The following is a 21,913-nucleotide window of genomic DNA, read 5'->3' on the forward strand; positions in this document are numbered from 1 at the left end:
GCCACCCACGCCGGCGGCGGATGTGGGCCGGTGGCGCCCACGAACCCGCGTCAACCAGGTGCAACGAGCTGAGTGCGAACAGGTTACTCACCAGTTTTCTTTTCTGGCCAGCTCCGGGCTCATCGTCACCCCGCCGTGATCGCCAACGCGCAGGACGGTAGCCCATTCGGGCCAACTACGCAGTTCATCAGGCCCCCGAACCCACGATTCGGGGGTGCGGGGGCAATCGGACATCGCTCCTAGGGGTTCGGAGGTTCCGCAGCTCAGGAAGTCGTAGCCGCGAAAAAAGGGGCGGGCATCCGAAGTGGATGCCCGCCCCTTTTCGAGGTGGTGCTTCAGGCGCTGGCGCGCCCGGGATCACTTGATGGTGATCTTGGCGCCCGCGGCCTCGAGCTTCTCCTTGGCGGCCTCGGCGGCCTCCTTGTCGACCTTCTCCAGGAGGGCCTTGGGAGCGGCCTCGACCAGCTCCTTGGCCTCCTTCAGGCCCAGGCCCGAGACGACCTCGCGGACGACCTTGATGACCTGGATCTTCTTGTCGCCGGCGCCCTCGAGGACGACGTCGAACTCGTCCTGCTCCTCGGCGGCGGCGGCCGGGGCGGCACCCGGGGCGGCAGCGGCGACGGCGACCGGCGCGGCGGCGGTCACGTCGAAGACCTCTTCGAACTCCTTGACGAACTCGGACAGCTCGAGGAGGGTCAGCTCCTTGAAGGCGTCGATCAGCTCGGCGGTGCTCAGCTTCGCCATGATGGCTTCCTCTCAGAAAAACGAACTAGACGTTCGGGGTGGGGGTGGTTCAGCTCTCGGCGGGTGCTTCGGCTGCTTCGGTACCGGCGGCTTCGCGCTGCTTTTCCTCCAGCGCCGCAGCCAGGCGGGCGACCTGGGACGCCGGCGCCTGGAACAGCGCGGCGGCCTGGGACAGCTTCGCCTTGAACGCGCCCGCCGCCTTGGCGAGCAGGACCTCACGGCTGTCGAGATCGGCGATCCGGTTGATCTCGTCCACGGACAGCGCTTTGCCGTCCATGTAGCCGCCCTTGATCACAAGCGCGTTGTTGTCCTTCGCGAAGTCGCGAAGCGCCTTGGCGGCGTCGACAGCTTCACCCTCGACGAAGGCGATGGCGGTCGCGCCGACGAACAGGTCCTCGAGACCCTGGATGCCGGCGTCCTCGGCCGCCCGCTTGACCAGGGTGTTCTTCGCGACCCGGTACTTGGCACTGGTGCCGAGAGCGCGGCGCAGCTGGGACAGCTGTGACACGGAGAGGCCGGTGTACTGGGTAACGACGGTGGCCGAGCTGGTGCGGAAGCTCTCCGCGATCTCGGCGACGGCCGCCACCTTGTCGGGCTTCGCCATGGTCGCCTCCTCTCTTGGCTAGTGTTTCCACTGGCTGTGCGAGGAGCCCCACTGAACGACAAAACGCCCTCGCGCAAGCAGGCGCGGGGCGTTGTAGGGCACACGGAGTGCCCGGCCTCGTTCCTCCTGCGCGGGCCGCCCGGCGTGCTGCGGGACCTTCGTTCCCCGTTTGGGCGGGGAAAACCAGCGGTCTTCGGTAGAACCGTCGTCAAGTGTACGCCACCGGTACACCGGGATGTACCGGTGGCCCTGCTTAGGGCGCCTGGGGGTTCCCCGGACGGCCACGGAGGGCATCATGGTGACGTGGCGGAGCAGCGCGATGACGGAAAGCCGGGCGCGGAGATCGAACCGGCGGGCCCGAGCACGCCCGCGGCCGGGAACGGTGCCCCGGCGCTTCCCCCACCGAGCAACGCCCCTGTCCCGGCGCAGGGCGCTCCGGCGCTCCCGCAACCGTCCGGCCGGCCTCCGGTGGACCCCGCGGAGCTGGAGCAGTTCCGCCAGTTCCAGCAGTTCCAGGACTACCTGCGCTTCACCCAGGCCCAGCAGGGCAACGAGCCGGCCCCGGCACCCGACGCCGGCCTGGTCCAGGCGCCGCCGTCCCAGCCGGTACCGCAGCAGGGCGCTCAGCCACCGATGATCCCGGATGGCTACCAGCTCGTCCCGGTCGAGCGGCGTCGCGCGCCGAAGTGGGTGACGTGGCTCGGCAAGAAGGTCATCGCCTGGGTGCTGGCCTTGATCCTCCTCGTGGTCGCGGGCACGTGGCTGTACAACCACTTCTTCCCGAACGACTCGGGCAAGACCTCCGCCCAGCTCGCCCAGGAGGGCGGCGGGAAGTACCAGACGAACCACATCCTCTCCACCAGCCCGTACGAAGCCGTCCGAGAGGTCTACGACGCCATCGCGCAGAACCTCGTCCCGCAGGCGTGCGGACGGATGGACGAGCCGATCCAGCAGAAGTTCGCCCAGGACCTGGGCTACGCGGACTGCCAGGTCGCGGTGCACGAGCTGAACCGCAAGGTCACCAACAAGAACAAGTACGCCGAATCGATGCCGTCGTACGTCTCGGAGCCGATCCCGGGCGACCGGTTCACGATCAGCTCGTGCCAGTTCGGCATCGAAGGCGGCCCGGCGCTCGGCGCGTTCACCGTGGCGAAGGTGCCGAAGGGCCAGTGGCTGATCGTCGAGCACACCAACGAGCCCACGCCCTGCCCGGCACCGACACCGACCAGCCGCTAACGCGGGTGCGGCGCAGACAAGAACGAAACGAGAGCCTCCGCGAACGCCGGTGACATCACCGCCGTCATGTGGTCGCCCGGGATGCGCACCAGCCGCGCCCCTGCGATCGCCGCCGCGAGTCGCTCTGGCTCTGCCGCCAGCTGGTCCTGCTCGCCCGCCAGCACCAGCGTCGGCACCCCGATCGACGACAGCTCCAGGTGCCCCTCCCGCGAAGCCAGCGCCACCGCCGCCAGCGCCCGGCGGTCCCCGCCCACCGCGTCGGCCAGCAACCGGAACGGAACTCCGGACGGCGGCACCGTGGCAGGGTCCTCGGCCAGCAACGCCGAAGCGATGTCCGCCGGCTTCACCACGCGCAGGTCCACGCCACCGAAGTCGACGATGCCCGAGCCCACGCCGCCCGTGGCCAGGCAGCGGATGCGCTTGTCCGCCGCCGTCGCCGTCAGGGCGATGATCGCGCCCATCGAGTAGCCCACCATCGAGACCTCGTCGAGGCCCAGCTCGTCCAGCAACGCCGAGACGTCCCGGGCCATCGCGTCGTCGGCGTAGCGGGACTCGTCGTGTGGCTTCTCGGACCGGCCGTGGCCTCGCGCGTCCAGGGAGATCACCGTGAAACCCGCCGACCGCAGCGCCGCGACGACACCCGTGGAGAGCCAGTTCGCGTTCGTGTCCGCGGCGAAACCGTGCTGCAGCAGCACCGGGCGGTGGGCGTCGTCGCCCTCCCACACCGTGTAGTTCAACCGGAGCCCGTCGAACGACGCGAAAGTCGGCATGCCATCAATGAGACACGAAGAAAGGGCGCCCCCGCAGCAAGCGGGGACGCCCTTCTTCGTGATCTCAGCCTCAGACCGCAGCTTCCTCCGAGAGGAGATTGCGGGTCCGCAGCGGGTCGACCGGGATGCCCGGGCCCATCGTGGTGGTGAAGGTGACCTTCTTCAGGTAGCGGCCCTTCGCCGACGACGGCTTGGCGCGGAGGATCTCGTCCAGCGCGGCCGCGTAGTTCTCGACCAGCTTCTCCGTGTCGAAGGAAGCCTTGCCGATCACCAGGTGCAGGTTGGCCTGCTTGTCGACGCGGAAGTTGATCTTGCCGCCCTTGATGTCCTGCACGGCCTTCGCGACCGCGGGGGTCACCGTGCCGGTCTTCGGGTTCGGCATCAGGCCGCGCGGGCCGAGGATGCGGGCGATGCGGCCCACCTTGGCCATCTGGTCCGGCGTCGCGATCGCGGCGTCGAAGTCGAGCCAGCCACCCTGGATGCGCTCGATCAGTTCGTCGGTGCCGACCGCGTCCGCGCCGGCGGCTTCGGCCTCGGCGGCCTTGTCGCCGACGGCGAAGACGATGACGCGGGCGGTCTTACCGGTGCCGTGCGGCAGGTTCACGGTGCCGCGGACCATCTGGTCGGCCTTGCGGGGGTCCACACCGAGACGCATCGCGACCTCGACGGTCGCGTCCATCTTGGTCTTGGAGGTCTCCTTCGCCAGCTTCGCGGCCTCGAGCGGCGCGTACAGACGCGTCTTGTCGATCTGCTCCGCAGCCTGGCGGTAAGCCTTGCTGTGCTTGGGCATGTCTGCTGTTCCTCAATTCAACGGATCAGTGTGGTGCGAGCCAGCCCTGGCTCTCCCACGGGTACTTCAGAAAATCAGGCGTCGACGACCGTGATGCCCATCGACCGAGCAGTGCCGGCGATGATCTTCGCGGCCTGGTCGATGTCGTGCGCGTTGAGGTCGGTCTCCTTGGTCTTGGCGATCTCGCGGACCTGGTCCCAGGTGACCTTGGCGACCTTGGTCTTGTGCGGCTCGCCGGAGCCCTTCTCCACGCCCGCGGCCTTCAGCAGCAGCTTCGCGGCCGGCGGCGTCTTCAGCTTGAAGTCGAACGACCGGTCCTCGTACACGGAGATCTCGACCGGGACGACGTCCCCGCGCTGCGACTCGGTCGCGGCGTTGTAGGCCTTGCAGAACTCCATGATGTTGACGCCGTGCTGACCCAGCGCGGGGCCGACCGGCGGCGCGGGGTTGGCCGCACCCGCCTTGATCTGCAGCTTGATGATCGCCGCAAGCTTCTTCTTCTTGGGTGGCATTTCTTTTCCTGTCCTGTACTACGTTCCCCGCGTACCTGCCGTGGACGCGGGGACTGCGGCCGGAAAGGCCGGCCTCAGATCTTGGAGACCTGGTTGAACGACAGCTCGACCGGGGTCTCCCGGCCGAAGATCGACACCAGGACCTTCAGCTTCTGCCCGTCGACGTTGACCTCGGAGATCGTCGCCGGCAGGGTCGCGAACGGGCCGTCCATGACCGTGACCGACTCGCCGACCTCGAAGTCGACCTCGACGGCCGGGCCGCCGAGCGGCGCGGTCGCGGCGGCCTCGCCCTTGCTGGCCTTGGCCGGGGCTTCCTTCTCGACCTGCGGCGCGAGGAACTTGAGCACCTCGTCCACGGTCAGCGGCGACGGCCGCGAGGTGGCGCCGACGAACCCGGTGACGCCCGGCGTGTTGCGCACCGCGCTCCACGAGGCGTCGTTCAGGTCCATCCGGACCAGGATGTAGCCGGGCAGCACCTTGCGCTGCACCTGCTTGCGCTGGCCGTTCTTGATCTCGGTGACCTCTTCGGTCGGGACCTCGATCTGGAAGATGTAGTCCTCGACGTCCAGGGTCTGGGTCCGGGTCTCGAGGTTGGTCTTCACCTTGTTCTCGTACCCGGCGTAGGAGTGCACGACGTACCACTCGCCGGGCGCGGCGAGGAGCTCGGAACGCAGCTTGGCGACCGGGTCCTCGTCGTCCGCGGCCGGCTCGGCCTCGGTCTCGTCGATGTCGACGGAGGCTTCGTCAGCGTCCTCGGCGGAAGCGTCGTCGTCGACCTCGGAGTCCGACACGTCGACGGGCTCGAGGTGCGCGGACTCCTCGTCACCGAGTGCCGCGTGCACCTGCTCGTCGGAAAGCTCGGTCAGGTCGTGACCGGCTGCTGTGCCGTTGTCGGAGGTCACGTTCCGTCCTCTCAGTTGATCATTGCGGGCCAGGCCGGGACCTGGGCCCCATCGGCGCGCACCGGAGCGCGTCAGCCGAAGATCTTGCCGATGCCCCACTTGAATGCCAGGTCGAGCACGCTCACCAGGCCCACCATGAACACCACGAAGGCCAGCACGACCACGGTGTAGGTGACCATCTGCTTGCGGTTGGGCCAGATGACCTTGCGCAGCTCCGCCCAGACCTCGCGGATGAAGCGCACCAGCCGCGCGAACACGGAGGCCTTCTTCGGCTTCTGGTCCCGCTTCGGAGTCGGAGCGCCCTTCGCGTCGGGGGCGGTCTTCTCCCCCGACTTCCCGGCCGGGCGGGTCTTGTCGTCCGCACGTGCCGCGGACTTCCCGGCCGGACGAGCGGTCGCACGGCGCTCACGCCGGGCAGCGGCTGTGACGGGACGGGACGGGCTCTCGGGCTTCCGCCCGGTGCCGTCCTGCTCCTGCTCGCCGCCGCTGGCGTCGCTGTCGCTCACGACCACTCCTCCGCTCCACCAGTTCCGTTACGCAGGGGTGACAGGACTTGAACCTGCAACCTGCGGTTTTGGAGACCGCTGCTCTGCCAATTGAGCTACACCCCTGTGGAGCCCCGATCGCTCGGAGCCCCGGTGGACGCATTCCATCGTCCCCACCATCCAGGCGGGGATGACCGTAGTGCGTTCCAAGTCCCGAAGTCTACGGCAAGCCTCGCGGGAGCCCGCAACCGCGCCCCCCGATCGACCGCCGCACCCCGGCCGGCCTGCGGAAAACTCCCCGCCGACCTCCTGATCATGCCAGGATGTCCGCCATGACGACCACCCCCCGTCCGGCGGGGGACCCGACGCGGCTCGGCCTCGCGCTCCCCCAGTACGGCGCCCTCGCCGACCCCGCGGCCGTGACGCGCTTCGCGACCGCCGCGGAGGACCTCGGCTTCGCCTCGCTCTGGGTGGGCGACCGGATCCTGACGCCGCTGGCGCCCTCGGACCTCTACCCGGGCGGCGGGACGCCGGAGCACCCGTACCCGAAGGAGTTCGAGACCTTCGCCGACCCGTTCACCACGCTGGCGGCCGCGGCGGCGGTGACCCGCACGGCCCGCTTGGGGATGAGCGCGCTGACCGGCCCGGTCTATTCCCCGGTGCTGCTCGCCAGGGCGCTGACCTCGCTCGACCTGGCCAGCGCGGGACGTCTCGACGTCGGATTCGGGCTCGGCTGGCTGCGCGAGGAGTACTTCGCCACCGGGGTGCCGTGGGCGGGCCGGGGCGAGCGGCTCGAAGAACTGCTCGACGCGCTCGACGCGTTGTGGACCGCCGACCCGGTGGCGCACGAGGGCCCGCACTGGCGGATCGCGCCCTCGACGGTCGGTCTGCGCCCGGCGCAGACCCCGCGTCCGCCGGTGCTGCTCGGCGGCTTCTCGCCGCCCGCGCTGGCCCGGGTGGGACGCCGCGCGGACGGCTGGCTCGCCGGCTGGATGCCGGAGCAGTACCTGACCGGGCTCTGGTCGGTGGCGCGCGAAGCGGCGGCGAACGCCGGGCGCGACCCGGACGCCCTGCGCCGCGTGCTGCGGATCAACCCGCGGCCGGGCACCGCCGTCGAGACGGCCGCCGACGTCCTCCCCTGCCTCGACGTGGCCCGCGAGCTGGGCATCACCGAGGTGCTCGTCGACCTGCACTACGTCGCCAAGGACGTCGACCACGCCCTGGACCTGGCCGCCGACCTGATCGCGAACTGAGCCACCCTCGATGTGACACAGGTCTCACGCAGCGGCTCATTGTTCTATTATAGTTAGAACTATGCTCGTTCAAATCGATCCGAGCTCCACCGTCCCGCTCTTCGAGCAGGTGGCGGCGTCGCTCCGCCGGTCACTGGCCGACGGTCGCCCGGCTCCCGGGCAGCAGCTGCCACCGGCCCGGGAACTGGCCGCGGCGCTGGAGATCAACGTCCACACCGTGCTGCGGGCGTACGCGCTGCTTCGCGACGAAGGCCTCATCGACCTGCGACGACGCCGGGGCGCCGTGGTCATCGGCGGCGCGTCCTCCCGGGCGCGGCTGGCCGAACTGGCCGAGGACCTGGTCCGCGAGGCGAAGCGCGCGGGCGTCGGCCTCGACGAGCTCACCGGGGTGCTGAAGGAGAAGTACTCATGACCAAGCTGATCCGGATCCTGATCGCCACGGCCGTGCTGCCGGGCGCCGCGCTCGCCGTCGCGGGTGCGCTCGAGAACGCGTGGGCGGACCGGCTGCCCGACCCCGTCGCCACGCATTGGAGCAGCACGCCGAACGGCCACAACGAACTCGGGGCGTTCACCGCGGTGACCCTGGGGCTCGGCGCCGTCACCGCGCTGATCCTGGCCACTTCGGCGGTCACCGCGCTGCGCCGCGGGCGGCCGCTGCCCCGCCCGACCGTCGGGGTCGGCGCCGGCTTCGCCGCGCTGCCGGCCGCCGTCCTGCTCTCGGTGCTCGTGGCGAACCTCGACGTCCCGGACTGGCAGGCGGCGCGCAGCGGCCTCGTGGTCGTGCCCTTCCTGCTGGGTACGGCGATCCTCGGCATCATCGCGGCGTGGGTGGGCGGGCTGCCGTCGCCGCCGGCCCCGGAGACCGCGGACCGCCCGAGCGTCGGGCTCCGGCCCGGGGAGCGCGCGTTCTGGTCGGGCCGGGCGGTCAACCCGGCGATGCTCTGGGCGCTGGCGCTGATCCCGCTGGCGATCGCCCTCCTGCCCGCCGGGCTGTCCTGGCAGGTGGCCGTCTGGATCGCCTTCGTCGGCTTCTCGGTGACCGCGTTGACCTACCGGCTGTCGGCGTCCGTGGACGCCAGGGGTGTGACGATCCGCTTCGGCCTCCTCGGCGTCCCCTGGCGGCACCTGGCGCTCGCGGACATCCGCGAAGCGACCACGCGCGAGCTGACGACGTTCGGCGACGGCGGCCTCGGCCTCCGCTTCAACCCGGTCACCGGCACGACGGCGTACAAGGTGCGCGGCGGCCCGGCGCTGGTGCTCGAGCTGGCGACCGGCCGGACCGTGCTGGTGAGCGTGGACGACCCGGAGACCGGCGCCGGGCTGGTCAACGACCTGCTCGCGCAGCGGATCACCCGGATTGACTAGGTCGGCGGCGCGGCGGGTTCGGTAAAACCGAAGAAGTGGCGAAAAAAAGCGGTGGCGGGGCTGCCTGGTGGTCGTGCTCGTGGTCGGGCTGCTGGCCTTCGGGTACTACAAGTGGCAGCACGGCTCGTCGTCGGCGCCCCCCGAGGGCGTGGACACCGGCGGCGGCTCCGGCCGCTACGTCGCACTCGGGGATTCGTACACGTCCTCGCCGCGCACCGGGCGCCAGGCGGGCACCCCGGCCGGCTGCGAACGGTCGGACGACAACTACCCGCACCTCGTCTCGGCGAAGCTGAAGCCGGCCCAGTTCGCCGACGTCAGCTGCAGCGGCGCGACGACGGCGCACCTGAGCCAGGCGCAGAAGACGGGCAACGGCACGAACCCACCGCAGCTGGACGCGGTGACAGCGGAAACGACGCTGGTGACGCTCGGCATCGGCGGCAACGACGTCGGCCTGATCGGGTACGCCTCGAGCTGCGCGACGACACACCAGAACGGCTCACCGTGCCGGGACCGCCTCACCGCGGGCGGCCACGACCAGCTGGCCGAGCGCATCGACGCCACGGCCCCCGAGGTCGGCGCGCTGCTCGACCGGATCCACGAGCGAGCCCCGAAGGCCAAGGTGGTGGTGGTCGGCTACCCGACGGTGCTCCCCGACGGCGCCGGGTGCTGGCCGGTGCTGCCGTTCGGCGCCGGCGACATCGACTACTTCCGCGGCGCGCTGGGCAAGCTGAACAAGATGTTGGAGGACCAGGCGGACGCCCACCGGGCGGGCTACGCCGACACGGCGACGCCCGGCAAGGGCCACGACGTGTGTTCGGCGTCGGACACGCGCTGGGTGGAAGGCCTGCTGCCCGCCTCGCCGGCCATGCCGCTGCACCCCAATGCGCGGGGTGAGCAGGGCATGGCCGACGCGGTGCTGGGGATCCTGAAGCTGCCGTAGCGGCGGCCCGCTCAGGTGCGGACCAGGGCCTGCGGCTTCCCGAGCACGGTCTTCCCGTCGAACTTCACCACGAGGTCGATCCGCGCGATGCCGTCTTCCTTGACGTCCGCGACCTTCCCGGTGATCTCCACCAGCGCGCCCTCGGGCGTGTTCGGCACCACGACCGGCCGGGTGAACCGGGCGCTGAAGTCGACCAGCCGGGCCGGGTCGCCGAGCCAGTCCGTGACCACCCGGCCCGCGACCGCCATGGTCAGCATCCCGTGCGCGATCACGTCCGGCAGGCCGACGTCCTTCGCGAACGCCTCGTTCCAGTGGATCGGGTTGAAGTCCAGCGCCGCCCCGGCGTACCGGACCAGCTGCTCGCGGGTGATCCGCACTTCGAGGGCAGGCAGCTCGTCGCCGGTGTTCACGCGTTCCCCCCTCGGACCACGAGCTGCGCGCGCGTGGTGCAGACCTTCTGACCGGCGGCATCGTGGATCTCGGCACGCAGGTTGATGAAGTCGTTGCCGGCGCGGGCCATGATGGCGTCGATGTGGGTGGTCACCTCGAGCACGTCACCGGCGAACACCGGGCGCGTGTAGGTGAAGCCCTGGTCGCCGTGCACCATCCGCGCGTAGTCGAGCCCCAGTTCGGGGTCGGTGACGATCGCGTTGATCGAGGCGAGGTTGATGATCGTGAGGAAGGTCGGCGGGGCGATCACGTCCGGGTGGCCGGCCTCGCGGGCCGCCTCCGGGTCGCGGTAGACCGGGTTCGCGTCGCCGATCGCGTCGGCGAACTCCCGGATCTTCTCCCGGCTCACTTCGTAGCTGGTCTGCGGCGGATAGCTCCGCCCGGTGAACGACTGGTCCAAGGGCACCCGGAGAGGCTACCAACAGCGAAGGGCCGCCCCGGTGATTCCGGGGCGGCCCTTCGAAGCTGGTGAGAACGCGCTACTCAGCGGGTCTCTTTGTGAGTCCGGTGCGTACCGCAGTTCGGGCAGAACTTCTTCATCTCCAGGCGATCCGGGTTGTTGCGCCGGTTCTTCTTGGTGATGTAGTTGCGGTGCTTGCACTCTTCGCACGCCAGCGTGATCTTGGGTCGCACGTCGGTGGCAGCCACAGCGTTTCCTTCTCTCTCAGGTCCGGGGGCCAGCCCCGTCGTTACCGCGTAGCGGTGGCCGGACTTGAACCGGCGACACAGCGATTATGAGCCGCTTGCTCTGCCAACTGAGCTACACCGCCCTTACATGACCCAAGCCGCGACACGCAGGCGTGACGCGGCTGAGGTCGAGAGCCCCTTTACGGAATCGAACCGTAGACCTTCTCCTTACCATGGAGACGCTCTGCCGACTGAGCTAAAGGGGCCTGGCCTCTCGCGAGGACTTGGAAAGATTAGCAAGGGGCTTCACCCGGCCGTGCAACCGGGGTCGGTTTACCCCAAAACCTCAGGTCAGGAGGGTCAGCACGGTCTCCGAGTGCCGCCCCGGCGAGCGCGCGGTCCGGGCCTGCAGCCACGCCTCCAGCCGGTCCTCCGGCAGCGGCCGCGAGATCAGGTAGCCCTGGGCGACGTCACAGCCCATCGCCTCGAGCTGGTCGCGCGCCACGTCCTCCTCGACGCCCTCGGCCACCACCGTCAGCCCGAGGGAGTGCCCCAGCTCGACGATCGACCGCACCACCGCGAGGTCGCCGAGGTCGGTCCCCATGCCGAGGACGAAGCTCTTGTCGATCTTCACCTGGTCGACCGGCAGCTGCCGCAGGTAGGCCAGCGACGAGTAGCCCGTCCCGAAGTCGTCCACGGCGAGGGTGATGCCCAGCGAGTGCAGCTCGCGCAGGATCGGCAGCGCCTTCTGCGGGTCGGACATCACGCCGGACTCGGTCAGCTCGAACGTCAGCAGCTCCGGCGGGATGCCGTAGTGCTCCAGCTCGCGGGCCACCTTGTTCGGGAAGTCCTCGTCGGCCAGGTTCCGCACCGACAGGTTGACCGCGACCGAGATCCGCAGGCCCTCGTCGAGCCACTTGCGGCAGCGCTTGAGCGCCTCGCCGAGCACGAACCCCGTCAGGACGCCGATCAGGCCGGCCGCCTCGATCGCCGGGACGAACTCGTCCGGGCCGAGCCTGCCGAACTCCGGGTGCACCCAGCGGACCAGCGCCTCGACGCCCTGCACCTGCCGGTTCGGCAGGGTGATCTTCGGCTGGTAGTGGACGCTGACCTGGCCGTCCTCGAGGGACTGCCGGAACTGGGTGACCATCTGGAAGCGGCGCAGGAAGATCTGGCCCATGCTCGGCACGTAGCCGCGGACCTCTTCGCCGCCCTTCGTGGCCCGCACCGCGACGTCCGCGCGCTGCAGCAGGCCTTCGATGTCGACGACGTCGCCGGGTTCCTCCGCGGACGTCGTCGCGTACCCGATCATCGCGTTGGCCTCGACCGACAGCCGGTCGACCGGGTACGGCGCCGACAGCTCTTGGCGGAGCCGCTCCGCCGCCTGGTGGGCGTCCTCCGGCGGGCACCCGACGAGCAGCGCCGCGAAGGACGCGCCTTCGAGCCGGGCGAGCGGGACGTCGGGGCCCAGCGCGTCGCGGATGCGGCGGCCGGCCGCGACGACCATCCGGTCGGCCCAGGCGTAGCCGAGCGCGTCGCTGACCGTGGAGAAGACGTCGAGGTCGATCCGCAGCACCACGGCGTTGGCGAAGTCCCGCAGCGGTTCCTTGGCCACCTGCCGGAAGCCCGGCCGGTTGAGGTGCCCGGTCAGCGGGTCGTGGTAGGCGTCGTGGCGCAGCGTCGCCAGCAGGCGCCGGTTGTCCAGCGACGTCGCGAGGTGGCTGGCCATCGTGCCGAGCAGCTGGACGTCGTACTTGCCGAAGCCGCGCCAGCGGGACAGCCGGTCGTGCGCCTCGACCACGCCGAGCAGCCGGTTCGCGCTGCGCAGCGGCACGACCAGCGCCTCCTGCGCGCCGCGGTCGAGCAGCGCCGCGCGGACGTCGGGGTTGGCCTCGGTGATCCGGAAGTGCCGGACGTGCGCGCCGGGCAGCCGCAGCAGCGGATCGTCGACGGCGGGGTCGGCGACCGGCAGGTCGTCGCCCGCGACCACGACCCGCATGGTGTCCTTCGGTTCCAGCCGGAGCCGCAGCACGACGCGGCCGGCGGCGAGCTGGTCCTTGATGCGCTCGGCGATCGTCGCCCATTCGCGGACGTCGACGCCGCCGACGAGCTCGTCGGCGCGGCTGGCCGGGCGGGCCGCGGCCTGCTGGCCCGAGCGGGCCACCATCAGGCTGACGTCGGAGAGCGCCTCCATGTCCCGTTGCTCGCGCAGCAGGTCGGAGTACGCCCAGTAGAGCGCGGTGAGGCCGAGGAAGACGGCGAGCACCAGCGGCCACGCCTGCGGCGTGCTGGAAATGACGAGGTAGCCGGAGAGGCCGACCGAGGCGTTGACGAAGCCGACGACCAGGATCCGGCCGGTGAGCCGGACGGCGGTGCTGACCCGCATCCGGCGGCGCAGCACGCGGACCGCGGCCAGCGCGAGCAGGGTGCTCACGAGCGGCGCGGTCAGGGTGCCGGCCAGCGCCGCGACCCACGGGATCTTGTCGCCGGTCCCGGCCAGGTGCTTGACCAGCCCGGCGACCGCGAAGGCGCCGGTGATCTCGAGCAGGAACGCGCCGGCGTTGTAGAGCACGCGGCCGGCGACCTTGCGCGCGAGCAGCGTGCCGATGCCGGCGACCAGGTGCGCGGCCAGCACGACCTCGAACGGCGCGATGAAGAACCCGATGACGAGCGGGATCTCGGTGAACGAGATGGTCCAGGAGATGCCGCTGCGGACGTCGACGTTGATGCCGAGCTGCTCGGCGAGCAGGAAGGCGATCGCGAGCACCGGCCCGATCCACAGCAGCCGGTCGTTCCACTCGAACGGCAGCCACGAGCCGACCGCGAACGCGGCGACGAGCCCGAGGCTCAGCACGGCGAAGGTGTAGACGCGGAAGCGGCGTTCGTCGGTGCGGGCTTCGGCGGAGACGGGCGGTGTCCCGGAAGCGGCTCCCGGCCCGGGCTGCGCCTGCGCGACGGCGTCGCCGTGGGCGTTGGTGTCCGGCATCCGACCTTCCCTCCCGGCTTGTCCACCGGTGCTGATCCGTGACTTCGGGTGTGGACAAGGGCCATACCGTACCCCGTAGGGCGTACCCGTGTCCCTTTCGAGACAGTAAGAGATCACCCCAGGGTTAACAATGCCTCGAACGCGCTGACCTGCGTGGACCAAGGGGTGAAAGGGCAGGTGTCGTAATCGGGGCAGTTCTTCGCGCATCCGCAGCCGCGTAGCGCTTCAATGGCTGCATGCACAGCGATGTGATTGCCACCGAGCACGCGACGCGGCTCGCGGCGGTGGATCCCCTCCTCCCCGGCTCGACTCCCTTCGAAGCGGCGGAAAACGCGGTGGTGCTGGAAGTGGCGACGGGCGACTCCGCCGCGTCCGGGCTGGCCTCCCGCGTCCAGGTCGACCGCGACGCCCCGAACGCCCCGTGGCGCGCGCTCACCGAGCACCGCCTCGACCTCCAGCTGGCCGGCCCGCAGCCGGCGGCCGTCCTCGACGCCCTCCTCACCCGATGGGATGAACATCTGCGCGCGGTCGCCGAGCGTGGCGACACGGAGACGGCGGCGATCGTCCCGCGCGCGAGCCGCGACGCCGCCGGCGCGCGGGAAATGCTGCACCACGGCTTCGCCCCGCTGCGGGTGATCGCGGTCCGGCCCGCGCAGCGGCTGGTGCCGGCCACCCCGCTCGGGACACCCGGCGTCAAGATCCGCCGCGCCGAGCCCGGCGACCTCGAAACCGCGGTGGCGCTCGGCATGGAGCTGCACTCCTACGACGCCCAGTACGGCACGGTGAACTGGCGCACCGGCGTCGAGGAGATCCTGGCCAAGGACCTCGCCGAGCAGCTGAAGCGGCCGGAGCCGCCGTTGTGGATCGCCGAGCTGTACGGCCGTCCGCTCGGCATGGTGAGCGTCCAGCACCCCGGCGAGACGGGCTGGATCAGCGGCCGCGTCGCCGCTTCCCGCGTGGGTTACCTGTCGTCACTGGCCGTGGCGGAGGCGGCGCGGTCCTCCGGCGTCGGCACCGCGCTGGCGACGCACGCCCACCACGTCCTCGACGAGGAAGGCGCCGACGTCGTGCTGCTGCACCACGCGGCGGCGAACCCGCTGTCGACGCCGTTCTGGTACGCGCAGGGCTACCGGCCGCTGTGGACGTACTGGCAGCGTCGACCGGCTGTTCGGTGAACTACTGGAGGATTACCCGGGTTCCCCGGGGCTTATAGGCTTGTCCTCGCCGCCAGCGAGGGGAGCCTGAAGTGACCGACCAGCGGGATTCCGCGCCGAGAGCGCCCGAAGGAGTCGACACCGAGAAGCCGTCCGCGGCCCGGATCTACGACTGGTACCTGGGCGGTACCCAGAACTGGGCCGTGGACCGCGAGTTCGGCAGGCGCATGGAGCAGCAGTGGCCGCTGGTGCGCCCGGGGTCCAAGCAGAACCGCGAGTTCATGAACCGCGTGGTCCGGGCGGCGCTGCGGGCCGGGATCCGCCAGTTCATCGACCTCGGCTCGGGCGTGCCGACGGCGGGCAACGTCCACGAGGTCGTCGAGGCGGAGCTGCCGGAGGAGCACGACGCGAAGGTCGTGTACGTCGACTACGAGCCGGTCGCCGTCGCCCACGCGACGCTGATCCTCGAAGAGGGCATGGCGACCGACTGGGCCGGCATCGTCCAGGCCGACATGCGGAACGCGAAGTCCGTGCTGCGCTCGGAAGAGACGCGCCGGCTGATCGACTTCTCGCAGCCGGTCTGCCTGATCATGGCGGCGGTGCTGCACTTCGTCGGCCCCGACGACGACCCGGACGGCCTGCTCGCGACCTACCGCGACGCACTGGCGCCGGGCAGCTGGCTGGCGATCTCGCAGATGAGCGAAGGCGACGGTTCCGGCCCGCACCTGGACGGGCTGCGGTGGTTCGTCGAGCAGTACCGGAAGACGAGCAACCCGGTGTGGCTGCGCAACCGGGAGGAGATCGAGCCGCTGTTCGGCGACTGGCCGATCCTCGAGCCGGGCATCGTGCACCTGCCGGACTGGCGACCGGACCGGAAGATCAACGCGCTGGAGGCGGAGGCAAGGCCGTTCGCCTGGTGCGCCGTCGCGGAGAAGCCCGGCCGATGAGCCCGAGGAACACAGCGGCGCGAAGTGCCTCCGTTGAGGGCGGCGGCGGGGGCATGGATGGAGCGCCGATCGCGCCGGCCGGGGTGGACATCGAAAAGCCGTCCGCGGCCCGCGTCTACGACTGGTACCTCGGCGGCACGCACCACTGGGCGGTCGACCGCGAGTTCGGCAAGCGCGTCGAGAAGGTGTGGCCGCTGATCCGGCCGATCTCGCGGCAGAACCGGGCGTTCATGAACCGGGTCGTCTCCGCCGCGGTCGACGCCGGCATCCGCCAGTTCGTCGACCTCGGCTCCGGTGTGCCGACGGCGGGCAACGTGCACGAGATCGTCCGCGACCGGCTGCCCGCCGGAGAAAGCGCTTCCGTGGTCTACGTCGACTACGAGCCGGTGGCGGCGGCGCATTCGCGGCTGATCCTCGAGCGCGAAGGCGCGTCCGGCTGGGCCGGGCTCGTCGAGCGGGACATCCGCCGTCCGGAAGACGTCTTCGGCCATCCGGTGACCCGGGAGCTGATCGACTGGTCGCGGCCGGTCTGCCTGCTGATGATCACCGTGATGCACTTCATCGGCCCCACGGACGACCCGGAGGGGCTGATGGCGGCGTACCGGGCGAAGCTCGCGCCCGGGAGCTGGCTGGCCCTGACACACGGCACGTGCCGCGACGACGCCCCGCCGGACCGCGCCGCCGAAGTGCGCCGGTTCATCGAGGCCTACCAGGCGACGTCGAACCCCGCGTGGCTGCGTTCGGCGGAGGAGCTGCTGCCCTGGTTCGGCGGCTGGCCGCTGCTCCCGCCGGGGATGACATCGTTGCCGGATTGGCGCCCGGAGGCCCCGCCGAACGCCATCGACACCGAGACGCGCCCCTTCGCCTGGTGCGCCGTCGCCCGTCGGCCGGCGCGCTGACCTGCGCTTTCCCCGATCGCTGTGGGCGAACGCACCATCGGAAACAAACACACCCATCGGAGAGTTGAGCTAGGCAGACTCAACTAACCGAGGAGTGCACATGTCCGACACCCGCCTCCTGCCCGTGCTCCCGCTCGATGACGACGTCGTGCTGCCGGGCATGGTCGTCCCGCTCGACCTGACCGACACCGAGACGCGGGCCGCGGTGGAGTCCGCCCAGGCCAAGACGCCGAGCCAGGCGTCCTTCCCCGGCATCCGGTCGACCGGCTCGACCAAGGCCGAGGTCCTCATCGTCCCGCGCGTCCACGGCGAGTACGCCGAGTTCGGCACCGTCGCCACGGTCGAGCGCATCGGCCGCGTGCCGGGCGGCAAGGCCGCCGTCCTGCTGCGCGGCACCGCCCGCGCGGGCGTCGGCCGGATCGCCGACGGTCCCGGCGCCGCCCGCTGGGTGCACGCCGAGGACGCCCCCGAGACCACGGACGACCAGACCGCGAAGCTCGCGGCCGAGTACAAGGCCGTCGTCATTTCGATCCTCCAGCAGCGCGGCGGCTGGCAGCTGATCGACGCCGTCCAGCAGGTCGAGGACGCCTCCGCGGTCGCCGACCTGTCCGGCAACGCGCCGTACCTGTCCACCGAGCAGAAGCTCGAGCTGCTGTCCGCCTTGGACGTCAGCGCGCGCCTGGAGAAGGCCCTCGAGTGGAGCAAGGAGCACCTGGCCGAGCTCGAGGTGACCGACACGATCCGCAAGGACGTCGCCGAGGGCATGGAGAAGCAGCAGAAGGAGTTCCTGCTGCGCCGCCAGCTCGAAGCGATCCGCAAGGAGCTCGGCGAGCTCGACGGCACCACCGACGAGACGGACTACCGCGCCCGCGTCGAGGGTGCCGAGCTGCCCGACGCCGTCAAGAAGGCCGCACTGGCCGAAGTGGACAAGCTGGACCGCACTTCCGAGCAGTCCCCCGAAGGCGGCTGGATCCGCACCTGGCTGGACACCGTCCTGGAGCTGCCCTGGAACGAGCGCACCGAGGACGTCTACGACATCGCGGCCGCGCGGGCCGTTTTGGACGCCGACCACGCGGGTCTGGACGACGTCAAGGAACGCATCATCGAGTACTTGGCCGTGCGCAAGCGCCGCGCGGAATCGGGTCTCGGCCCGGTCGGCGGCCGTCGTTCCGGCGCGGTGCTCGCCCTCGCGGGTCCTCCCGGGGTCGGCAAGACGTCGCTGGGTGAGTCCGTCGCGAAGGCCATGGGCCGCAAGTTCGTCCGGGTGGCGCTGGGCGGCATCCGCGACGAGGCGGAGATCCGCGGTCACCGCCGCACCTACGTCGGCGCGCTGCCGGGCCGGATCGTTCGCGCCATCAAGGAAGCCGGCTCGATGAACCCGGTCGTGCTGCTCGACGAGATCGACAAGGTCGGCGCCGACTACCGCGGCGACCCGACGGCGGCGCTGCTCGAAGTGCTGGACCCGGAGCAGAACCACACGTTCCGCGACCACTACCTCGAGGTCGAGCTGGACCTGTCCGACGTCGTGTTCCTGGCCACGGCCAACGCGCTGGAGACCATCCCCGGCCCGCTGCTGGACCGCATGGAGCTCGTCACGCTGGACGGCTACACCGAGCACGAGAAGGTCACCATCGCCCGCGACCACCTGCTCCCCCGCGAGCTGGAGCGCGCCGGCCTGGGCACCGCGGACGTCACGCTGACGGACGCGGCGTTCAGCCGGATCGCCGCCGAGTACACCCGCGAGGCGGGCGTGCGCGACGCGAACCGGACGATCGCCAAGGTGCTGCGCAAGGTCGCGACCAAGGTGGCGCTGGACGAGGTCTCGCTGCCGCTTTCGATCGACGCCTCCGACCTGGAGACCTACCTCGGGCGCCCGCGGCACATCCCGGAGTCGTCGCTGCCGGCGTCGACGCAGCGCACGGCGACCCCGGGCGTGGCGACCGGCCTGGCGGTGACCGGCGCGGGCGGTGACGTCCTGTACATCGAGGCGTCGCTGGCCGACGAGGAGTCCGGCGCGTCCGGGCTGCAGCTGACCGGCCAGCTCGGCGACGTGATGAAGGAGTCGGTGCAGATCGCGCTGTCCTACCTCCGCTCGCACGGCGCGGAGCTGGAGCTGCCGGTCGGTGACCTGCGCAAGCGCGGCATCCACGTCCACGTGCCGGCCGGCGCGGTCCCGAAGGACGGGCCGTCGGCGGGCGTCACGATGACCACGGCGCTGGCGTCGCTGCTTTCCGGCCGCGTGGTCCGCGCGGACGTCGCGATGACGGGCGAGGTGTCCTTGACCGGACGCGTCCTCCCGATCGGCGGCGTGAAGCAGAAGCTGCTGGCGGCCCACCGGGCGGGGATGAAGACGGTGATCATCCCGCAGCGCAACGAGCCGGACCTGGACGACGTCCCGGCCGAGGTGCTGAGCCAGCTGGACGTCCACGCGGTGGCGAACGTCCGCGAGGTCCTGGACCTCGCCCTGACCCCGGCCTCGACGCCGGTTTCCCAGGCGGCGTAACCCCGAGCGCCGCCACCCGGACGGCCGGTTTCCCTCTCCCCCAAGGGAAACCGGCCGTTCTCCTACGCCGCGAGCTTCCGGGCGGCGACGAGGTAGCCGGTGCCCAGCCAGCGCTTCGCCCCGCGTGCGATGGTCGTTTCCGGCCGCTCCCGCCACGAGCGGTCCCGGCGGCGCACCAGCCGGTCGATCGGCGGGACCGACGCGGTCACGTCGTAGGCGATGCTCTCGCCCGGCTGCAGGCCGGCCCGCCACAGCAGCTCCCGCAGGCGCCGCGGGGTCAGCGCGACGATCCCGGTGCGGCGGGCACCGTGCCGTCTCGACGGCGGGACGCCGACGACGCGTTCCAGCGCGCCGAGCGTGCGGCGGGCGGGCCAGAAGACGCCCCATTCGAAGAGCCGGTACGGGCTCCGCGGGTTCAGCATGGTCGTCACGACGAGCCCGCCGGGCCGGGTGACCCGGGCGACTTCGTGCAGGGCCGGCGCCGCGTCGGTGTATTCGAGGACACCCATCGCGAGGACGACGTCGAACTCACGGTCGGCGAACGGCATCTCCTGGATGTCCCCGACGGCCAGCCGCACTTTGCCCTCGGCCCGCGCCGCAACGGCATCGACCATCGCGGGCGACTGGTCGCAGGCGGTGATCCGGAAGTCACCGGACCGCGTGTCGAGCAGGTGCCGCACCATCATCCCCGGCCCGCAGCCGACGTCGAGCAGGTCGCCGCCGGAGCAGCCGGCCAGGACCTGGTCGATGGCGTAGCGCCGCGAATGGTGGTACCGAGCGGTGGGTCCCCATCCGGCGTGGTCGTTCGCGTAGCCGGCCACGAGCGCGGGTTCGGCGTACTGCACCCGGACCAGCTCCTCACGGACGGGTCGCAACGTTGCGGAAATGGCCATGTGCTCCTCCAACGACTCGGTGGAACCCCGGCAGCCCCTGTGCCCCAGGCTGGCGTCGAGTCGCTCAAGAAATGCGTTACCGGTATTTCGAGAAACCGGACGAAGGAAGCAGTCCCGATTCCCCCGAATCGGCGAGCCAAGTCCCCCGACGTGCGGATTTGCCGGGATAACACGCCGATTTCGCCCATCCGACACATAGCCGACCAGCAGGTCGGATTTCGACACTCACCGCTGGTCAGGTAATTTTCCGGCGCCAGAAATACCCAGCGCTACCGATTTCGGAATTGCCCACACCGAATCGGGGAAGGGTTTAGCCCGTCCGCGCGGTACCGATCTACGCAAAACAGCCCCATGACTTTCGCCATGGGGCTGTTCGCTCTGGGGTGGCGGGTGAGGGATTCGAACCCCCGTAGGCAATGCCAACTGGTTTACAGCCAGTCCCCTTTGGCCACTCGGGTAACCCGCCCAGGCCGGTCGCACCGGCCGGGGAGAAGCTTACCCAACGCCCTCGAGCAGGGGTCAACCGGGATACCCGTCGGGTGACAGGGGCTAGGCTGGGTGGCCCCTGACAAGCGAGTACGAGGTGTGAGGACACGTGGCGGATCCCTCTTTCGACGTCGTGAGCAAGGTCGACCGCCAGGAGGTGGACAACGCGCTCAACCAGGCGAGCAAGGAGCTGGGCACCCGGTTCGACTTCCGCGGCACCGGCACGACGATCAACTGGGCCGGCGAGGAGGCGCTCACGATCGAGTCCGAGACCGAGGAGCGCGCGCTGGCCGCGGTCGAGGTGTTCAAGGAGAAGCTGATCAAGCGCAACATCTCCCTGAAGGCCTTCGAGGCGGGCGAGCCGGCGCTGTCGGGCAAGATCTACAAGATCTCCGGCAAGATCCTGCAGGGCATCGCCTCCGACAAGGCGAAGCAGATCGCCAAGTTCATCCGCGACGAAGGCCCCAAGGGCGTCCAGGCCCAGATCCAGGGCGACCAGCTGCGGGTGTCGGGCAAGAAGAAGGACCAGCTGCAGGACGTGATCGCCTTGCTCAAGGGCAAGGACTTCGAGATCGCGCTGCAGTTCACCAACTACCGGTGACGCCGCCGCGGGCACCCGGCCGCCGGGTGCCCGCTCAGGACGGCGTCACCGTCCAGCTCGCGTCGTACCCCTCCACCTGCAGGTACCCCGGCCCCCGCACGTCCCGCTCCACCTGCAGGTCGCCGATCTGGTTGAGGATCAGGTCCTGGTCCTCCGCGGAGAGGGTCATCACCCACAACGCGACGTGCCCGCGCGTCTTGGCCGTGAAGCGGATGCGGGTCACCCCCGCCGGCAGCTTCAGCACCGCCTCGCCCTTGCCGGACGTCTCCTTGCCGCTCTCCGCCGTCGCCACGCTCCGGTAGTCCGCGATCGTCGCCGTCCAGGGAGCGTTCGCGTGGACCGTCACCCGCTTGACCGGGTGGTCCGGTTCCGTGTTCGTCCACTTCGTGCCCTGGTACGCGCCGATCGCGTTGACCAGGCCGTGCTCGCCGCCGTCGGTGTCGATGATCACGTTCGACGTGCACTTCGGGCACTCGAACGTGAAGAAGCCCACCTGGTCGGCAGGCCACGTCGTCTGGAACTCGCCGCTTTGCGTGCCCGTGTGGGTCTCGGTCGGCACGTCGCGTGGCGCCGGCGGCGCGGTCGACGTGGGCGTCGGCACGGCGGTCGGATACGCCGGGTCCGCGACGATCTCGCCGTAGCCGGTCGACGGCGCGCACGCCGACGCCAGGACCACGACCAACAGCGCTCCGGCCGGCCGGATCTTCATCATTCCCCCTCGGGGTCACCGCGACCCCTCCCGTGATCTTTCGGCCCTGGGAGCGGG

23 protein-coding genes and 4 tRNA genes are annotated in these 21,913 nt (G+C 70.6%); 10 read left to right on the forward strand and 17 right to left on the reverse strand.

The genetic code is table 11. The annotated features are described in order from the left end of the window. Positions 1-357 precede the first annotated feature (357 nt). Positions 358-744 carry a 50S ribosomal protein L7/L12 gene (gene rplL, locus ACWEGE_RS03210; RefSeq protein ID WP_043781774.1) on the reverse strand — a complete coding sequence of 129 codons (387 nt, stop codon included), beginning with the start codon at positions 742-744 and terminating at the stop codon, positions 358-360. Positions 745-793: 49 nt separating this feature from the next. Next, the gene (rplJ, locus tag ACWEGE_RS03215) at positions 794-1,348 is read right to left on the reverse strand and encodes a 50S ribosomal protein L10 (protein ID WP_176173328.1); all 555 of its coding nucleotides are present in this window, start codon (positions 1,346-1,348) and stop codon (positions 794-796) included. A 303-nt stretch (positions 1,349-1,651) separates the two neighbouring features. Here rplJ and ACWEGE_RS03220 point away from each other — a divergent pair, with 303 nt between their 5' ends. Further along, positions 1,652-2,584 (forward strand): hypothetical protein, encoded by a 933-nt coding sequence (locus ACWEGE_RS03220; RefSeq protein WP_449658794.1) that lies wholly within the window; start codon positions 1,652-1,654, stop codon positions 2,582-2,584. Here ACWEGE_RS03220 and ACWEGE_RS03225 read toward each other — a convergent pair. The 6 genes from ACWEGE_RS03225 to ACWEGE_RS03250 all read right to left on the reverse strand — a co-directional run bounded on the left by ACWEGE_RS03225 (position 2,581) and on the right by ACWEGE_RS03250 (position 6,169). Continuing rightward, a complete protein-coding gene (locus ACWEGE_RS03225) occupies positions 2,581-3,354 on the reverse strand; it encodes an alpha/beta fold hydrolase (protein WP_449658795.1) in 774 nt (257 codons plus the stop codon). The two genes, ACWEGE_RS03220 and ACWEGE_RS03225, sit on opposite strands and share 4 nt — an antisense overlap. A 70-nt stretch (positions 3,355-3,424) precedes the next feature. Further along, positions 3,425-4,144, reverse strand: coding sequence for a 50S ribosomal protein L1 (gene rplA, locus ACWEGE_RS03230; protein ID WP_003079259.1), 720 nt, complete (start codon positions 4,142-4,144; stop codon positions 3,425-3,427). A gap of 74 nt (positions 4,145-4,218) precedes the next feature. Then, a complete protein-coding gene (gene rplK / locus ACWEGE_RS03235; protein ID WP_043781763.1) occupies positions 4,219-4,656 on the reverse strand; it encodes a 50S ribosomal protein L11 in 438 nt (145 codons plus the stop codon). A gap of 74 nt (positions 4,657-4,730) precedes the next feature. Continuing rightward, positions 4,731-5,558 (reverse strand): transcription termination/antitermination protein NusG, encoded by an 828-nt coding sequence (nusG, locus tag ACWEGE_RS03240; RefSeq protein WP_449658796.1) that lies wholly within the window; start codon positions 5,556-5,558, stop codon positions 4,731-4,733. A 71-nt stretch (positions 5,559-5,629) separates the two neighbouring features. Then, positions 5,630-6,070, reverse strand: coding sequence for a preprotein translocase subunit SecE (gene secE / locus ACWEGE_RS03245; RefSeq protein ID WP_449658797.1), 441 nt, complete (start codon positions 6,068-6,070; stop codon positions 5,630-5,632). Between the two features lie 26 nt (positions 6,071-6,096). Next, positions 6,097-6,169: transfer RNA gene (locus ACWEGE_RS03250), tRNA-Trp, on the reverse strand. A 206-nt stretch (positions 6,170-6,375) separates the two neighbouring features. Between ACWEGE_RS03250 and ACWEGE_RS03255 the strand changes: the two genes are divergently transcribed. From ACWEGE_RS03255 to ACWEGE_RS03270, 4 genes are all read left to right on the forward strand, one after another. Continuing rightward, positions 6,376-7,296 carry a TIGR03619 family F420-dependent LLM class oxidoreductase gene (locus ACWEGE_RS03255; RefSeq protein WP_449658798.1) on the forward strand — a complete coding sequence of 307 codons (921 nt, stop codon included), beginning with the start codon at positions 6,376-6,378 and terminating at the stop codon, positions 7,294-7,296. A 61-nt stretch (positions 7,297-7,357) separates the two neighbouring features. After that, positions 7,358-7,708, forward strand: coding sequence for a GntR family transcriptional regulator (locus ACWEGE_RS03260; protein ID WP_103342377.1), 351 nt, complete (start codon positions 7,358-7,360; stop codon positions 7,706-7,708). Continuing rightward, the gene (locus ACWEGE_RS03265) at positions 7,705-8,661 is read left to right on the forward strand and encodes a hypothetical protein (RefSeq protein WP_449658799.1); all 957 of its coding nucleotides are present in this window, start codon (positions 7,705-7,707) and stop codon (positions 8,659-8,661) included. Before ACWEGE_RS03260 ends, ACWEGE_RS03265 begins: the two co-directional genes overlap by 4 nt. Before the next feature lie 67 nt (positions 8,662-8,728). Beyond that, positions 8,729-9,601 carry an SGNH/GDSL hydrolase family protein gene (locus ACWEGE_RS03270; protein WP_449658800.1) on the forward strand — a complete coding sequence of 291 codons (873 nt, stop codon included), beginning with the start codon at positions 8,729-8,731 and terminating at the stop codon, positions 9,599-9,601. Positions 9,602-9,612: 11 nt separating this feature from the next. On the opposite strand, the gene ACWEGE_RS03275 is transcribed toward ACWEGE_RS03270, so the two are convergent. The 6 genes from ACWEGE_RS03275 to ACWEGE_RS03300 form a co-directional block, all read right to left on the reverse strand. Further along, positions 9,613-10,011 carry a MaoC family dehydratase gene (locus ACWEGE_RS03275; RefSeq protein ID WP_449658801.1) on the reverse strand — a complete coding sequence of 133 codons (399 nt, stop codon included), beginning with the start codon at positions 10,009-10,011 and terminating at the stop codon, positions 9,613-9,615. Then, positions 10,008-10,457, reverse strand: a complete 450-nt coding sequence (locus ACWEGE_RS03280) for a MaoC family dehydratase N-terminal domain-containing protein (RefSeq protein WP_449658802.1) — start codon at positions 10,455-10,457, stop codon at positions 10,008-10,010. The genes ACWEGE_RS03275 and ACWEGE_RS03280 overlap by 4 nt, the downstream gene beginning before the upstream one ends. Before the next feature lie 77 nt (positions 10,458-10,534). Then, complete coding sequence (rpmG, locus tag ACWEGE_RS03285) at positions 10,535-10,699, reverse strand: 50S ribosomal protein L33 (RefSeq protein WP_005152047.1); 165 nt, start codon at positions 10,697-10,699, stop codon at positions 10,535-10,537. A 49-nt stretch (positions 10,700-10,748) separates the two neighbouring features. After that, positions 10,749-10,821, reverse strand: a tRNA-Met gene (locus tag ACWEGE_RS03290). A gap of 50 nt (positions 10,822-10,871) precedes the next feature. Beyond that, positions 10,872-10,944 (reverse strand) — tRNA-Thr (locus tag ACWEGE_RS03295). 80 nt (positions 10,945-11,024) lie between these two features. After that, positions 11,025-13,664, reverse strand: coding sequence for a putative bifunctional diguanylate cyclase/phosphodiesterase (locus ACWEGE_RS03300; protein WP_449658803.1), 2,640 nt, complete (start codon positions 13,662-13,664; stop codon positions 11,025-11,027). A 236-nt stretch (positions 13,665-13,900) separates the two neighbouring features. Here ACWEGE_RS03300 and ACWEGE_RS03305 point away from each other — a divergent pair, with 236 nt between their 5' ends. The 4 genes from ACWEGE_RS03305 to lon all read left to right on the forward strand — a co-directional run bounded on the left by ACWEGE_RS03305 (position 13,901) and on the right by lon (position 19,167). Then, positions 13,901-14,839, forward strand: coding sequence for a GNAT family N-acetyltransferase (locus tag ACWEGE_RS03305; protein WP_449658804.1), 939 nt, complete (start codon positions 13,901-13,903; stop codon positions 14,837-14,839). Positions 14,840-14,910: 71 nt separating this feature from the next. Then, entirely contained in the window at positions 14,911-15,765 is an 855-nt protein-coding gene (locus ACWEGE_RS03310; RefSeq protein WP_449658805.1) for an SAM-dependent methyltransferase, read from the forward strand. Between the two features lie 53 nt (positions 15,766-15,818). Continuing rightward, positions 15,819-16,664: an SAM-dependent methyltransferase gene (locus ACWEGE_RS03315; protein WP_449658806.1), complete on the forward strand. Its 846-nt coding sequence runs from the start codon at positions 15,819-15,821 to the stop codon at positions 16,662-16,664. Positions 16,665-16,764: 100 nt separating this feature from the next. Next, positions 16,765-19,167 carry an endopeptidase La gene (lon, locus tag ACWEGE_RS03320; RefSeq protein WP_449658807.1) on the forward strand — a complete coding sequence of 801 codons (2,403 nt, stop codon included), beginning with the start codon at positions 16,765-16,767 and terminating at the stop codon, positions 19,165-19,167. A gap of 62 nt (positions 19,168-19,229) precedes the next feature. On the opposite strand, the gene ACWEGE_RS03325 is transcribed toward lon, so the two are convergent. Together ACWEGE_RS03325 and ACWEGE_RS03330 are read right to left on the reverse strand one after the other, a co-directional pair. Then, a complete protein-coding gene (locus ACWEGE_RS03325) occupies positions 19,230-20,060 on the reverse strand; it encodes a class I SAM-dependent methyltransferase (protein WP_449658808.1) in 831 nt (276 codons plus the stop codon). A gap of 384 nt (positions 20,061-20,444) precedes the next feature. Then, positions 20,445-20,526, reverse strand: a tRNA-Tyr gene (locus ACWEGE_RS03330). A gap of 129 nt (positions 20,527-20,655) precedes the next feature. Between ACWEGE_RS03330 and ACWEGE_RS03335 the strand changes: the two genes are divergently transcribed. Beyond that, the gene (locus tag ACWEGE_RS03335; protein ID WP_043783765.1) at positions 20,656-21,147 is read left to right on the forward strand and encodes a YajQ family cyclic di-GMP-binding protein; all 492 of its coding nucleotides are present in this window, start codon (positions 20,656-20,658) and stop codon (positions 21,145-21,147) included. A 34-nt stretch (positions 21,148-21,181) separates the two neighbouring features. Here ACWEGE_RS03335 and ACWEGE_RS03340 read toward each other — a convergent pair whose 3' ends face one another. Continuing rightward, complete coding sequence (locus tag ACWEGE_RS03340) at positions 21,182-21,856, reverse strand: hypothetical protein (RefSeq protein WP_449658809.1); 675 nt, start codon at positions 21,854-21,856, stop codon at positions 21,182-21,184. Positions 21,857-21,913 lie beyond the last annotated feature (57 nt).

The organism is Amycolatopsis sp. NPDC004747, assembly GCF_053601335.1.

Coding starts and splice junctions, on each gene's coding strand:
- ACWEGE_RS03255 (WP_449658798.1), top strand. CDS start 6,376: ATGACGACCACCCCCCGTCCGGCGGGGGACCCGACGCGGCTCGGCCTC.
- rplL (WP_043781774.1), bottom strand. CDS start 744: ATGGCGAAGCTGAGCACCGCCGAGCTGATCGACGCCTTCAAGGAGCTG.
- ACWEGE_RS03340 (WP_449658809.1), bottom strand. CDS start 21,856: ATGAAGATCCGGCCGGCCGGAGCGCTGTTGGTCGTGGTCCTGGCGTCG.
- ACWEGE_RS03325 (WP_449658808.1), bottom strand. CDS start 20,060: ATGGCCATTTCCGCAACGTTGCGACCCGTCCGTGAGGAGCTGGTCCGG.
- rplA (WP_003079259.1), bottom strand. CDS start 4,144: ATGCCCAAGCACAGCAAGGCTTACCGCCAGGCTGCGGAGCAGATCGAC.
- lon (WP_449658807.1), top strand. CDS start 16,765: ATGTCCGACACCCGCCTCCTGCCCGTGCTCCCGCTCGATGACGACGTC.
- rplJ (WP_176173328.1), bottom strand. CDS start 1,348: ATGGCGAAGCCCGACAAGGTGGCGGCCGTCGCCGAGATCGCGGAGAGC.
- ACWEGE_RS03305 (WP_449658804.1), top strand. CDS start 13,901: ATGCACAGCGATGTGATTGCCACCGAGCACGCGACGCGGCTCGCGGCG.
- rplK (WP_043781763.1), bottom strand. CDS start 4,656: ATGCCACCCAAGAAGAAGAAGCTTGCGGCGATCATCAAGCTGCAGATC.
- ACWEGE_RS03300 (WP_449658803.1), bottom strand. CDS start 13,664: ATGCCGGACACCAACGCCCACGGCGACGCCGTCGCGCAGGCGCAGCCC.
- ACWEGE_RS03260 (WP_103342377.1), top strand. CDS start 7,358: ATGCTCGTTCAAATCGATCCGAGCTCCACCGTCCCGCTCTTCGAGCAG.
- ACWEGE_RS03265 (WP_449658799.1), top strand. CDS start 7,705: ATGACCAAGCTGATCCGGATCCTGATCGCCACGGCCGTGCTGCCGGGC.
- ACWEGE_RS03225 (WP_449658795.1), bottom strand. CDS start 3,354: ATGCCGACTTTCGCGTCGTTCGACGGGCTCCGGTTGAACTACACGGTG.
- ACWEGE_RS03315 (WP_449658806.1), top strand. CDS start 15,819: ATGGATGGAGCGCCGATCGCGCCGGCCGGGGTGGACATCGAAAAGCCG.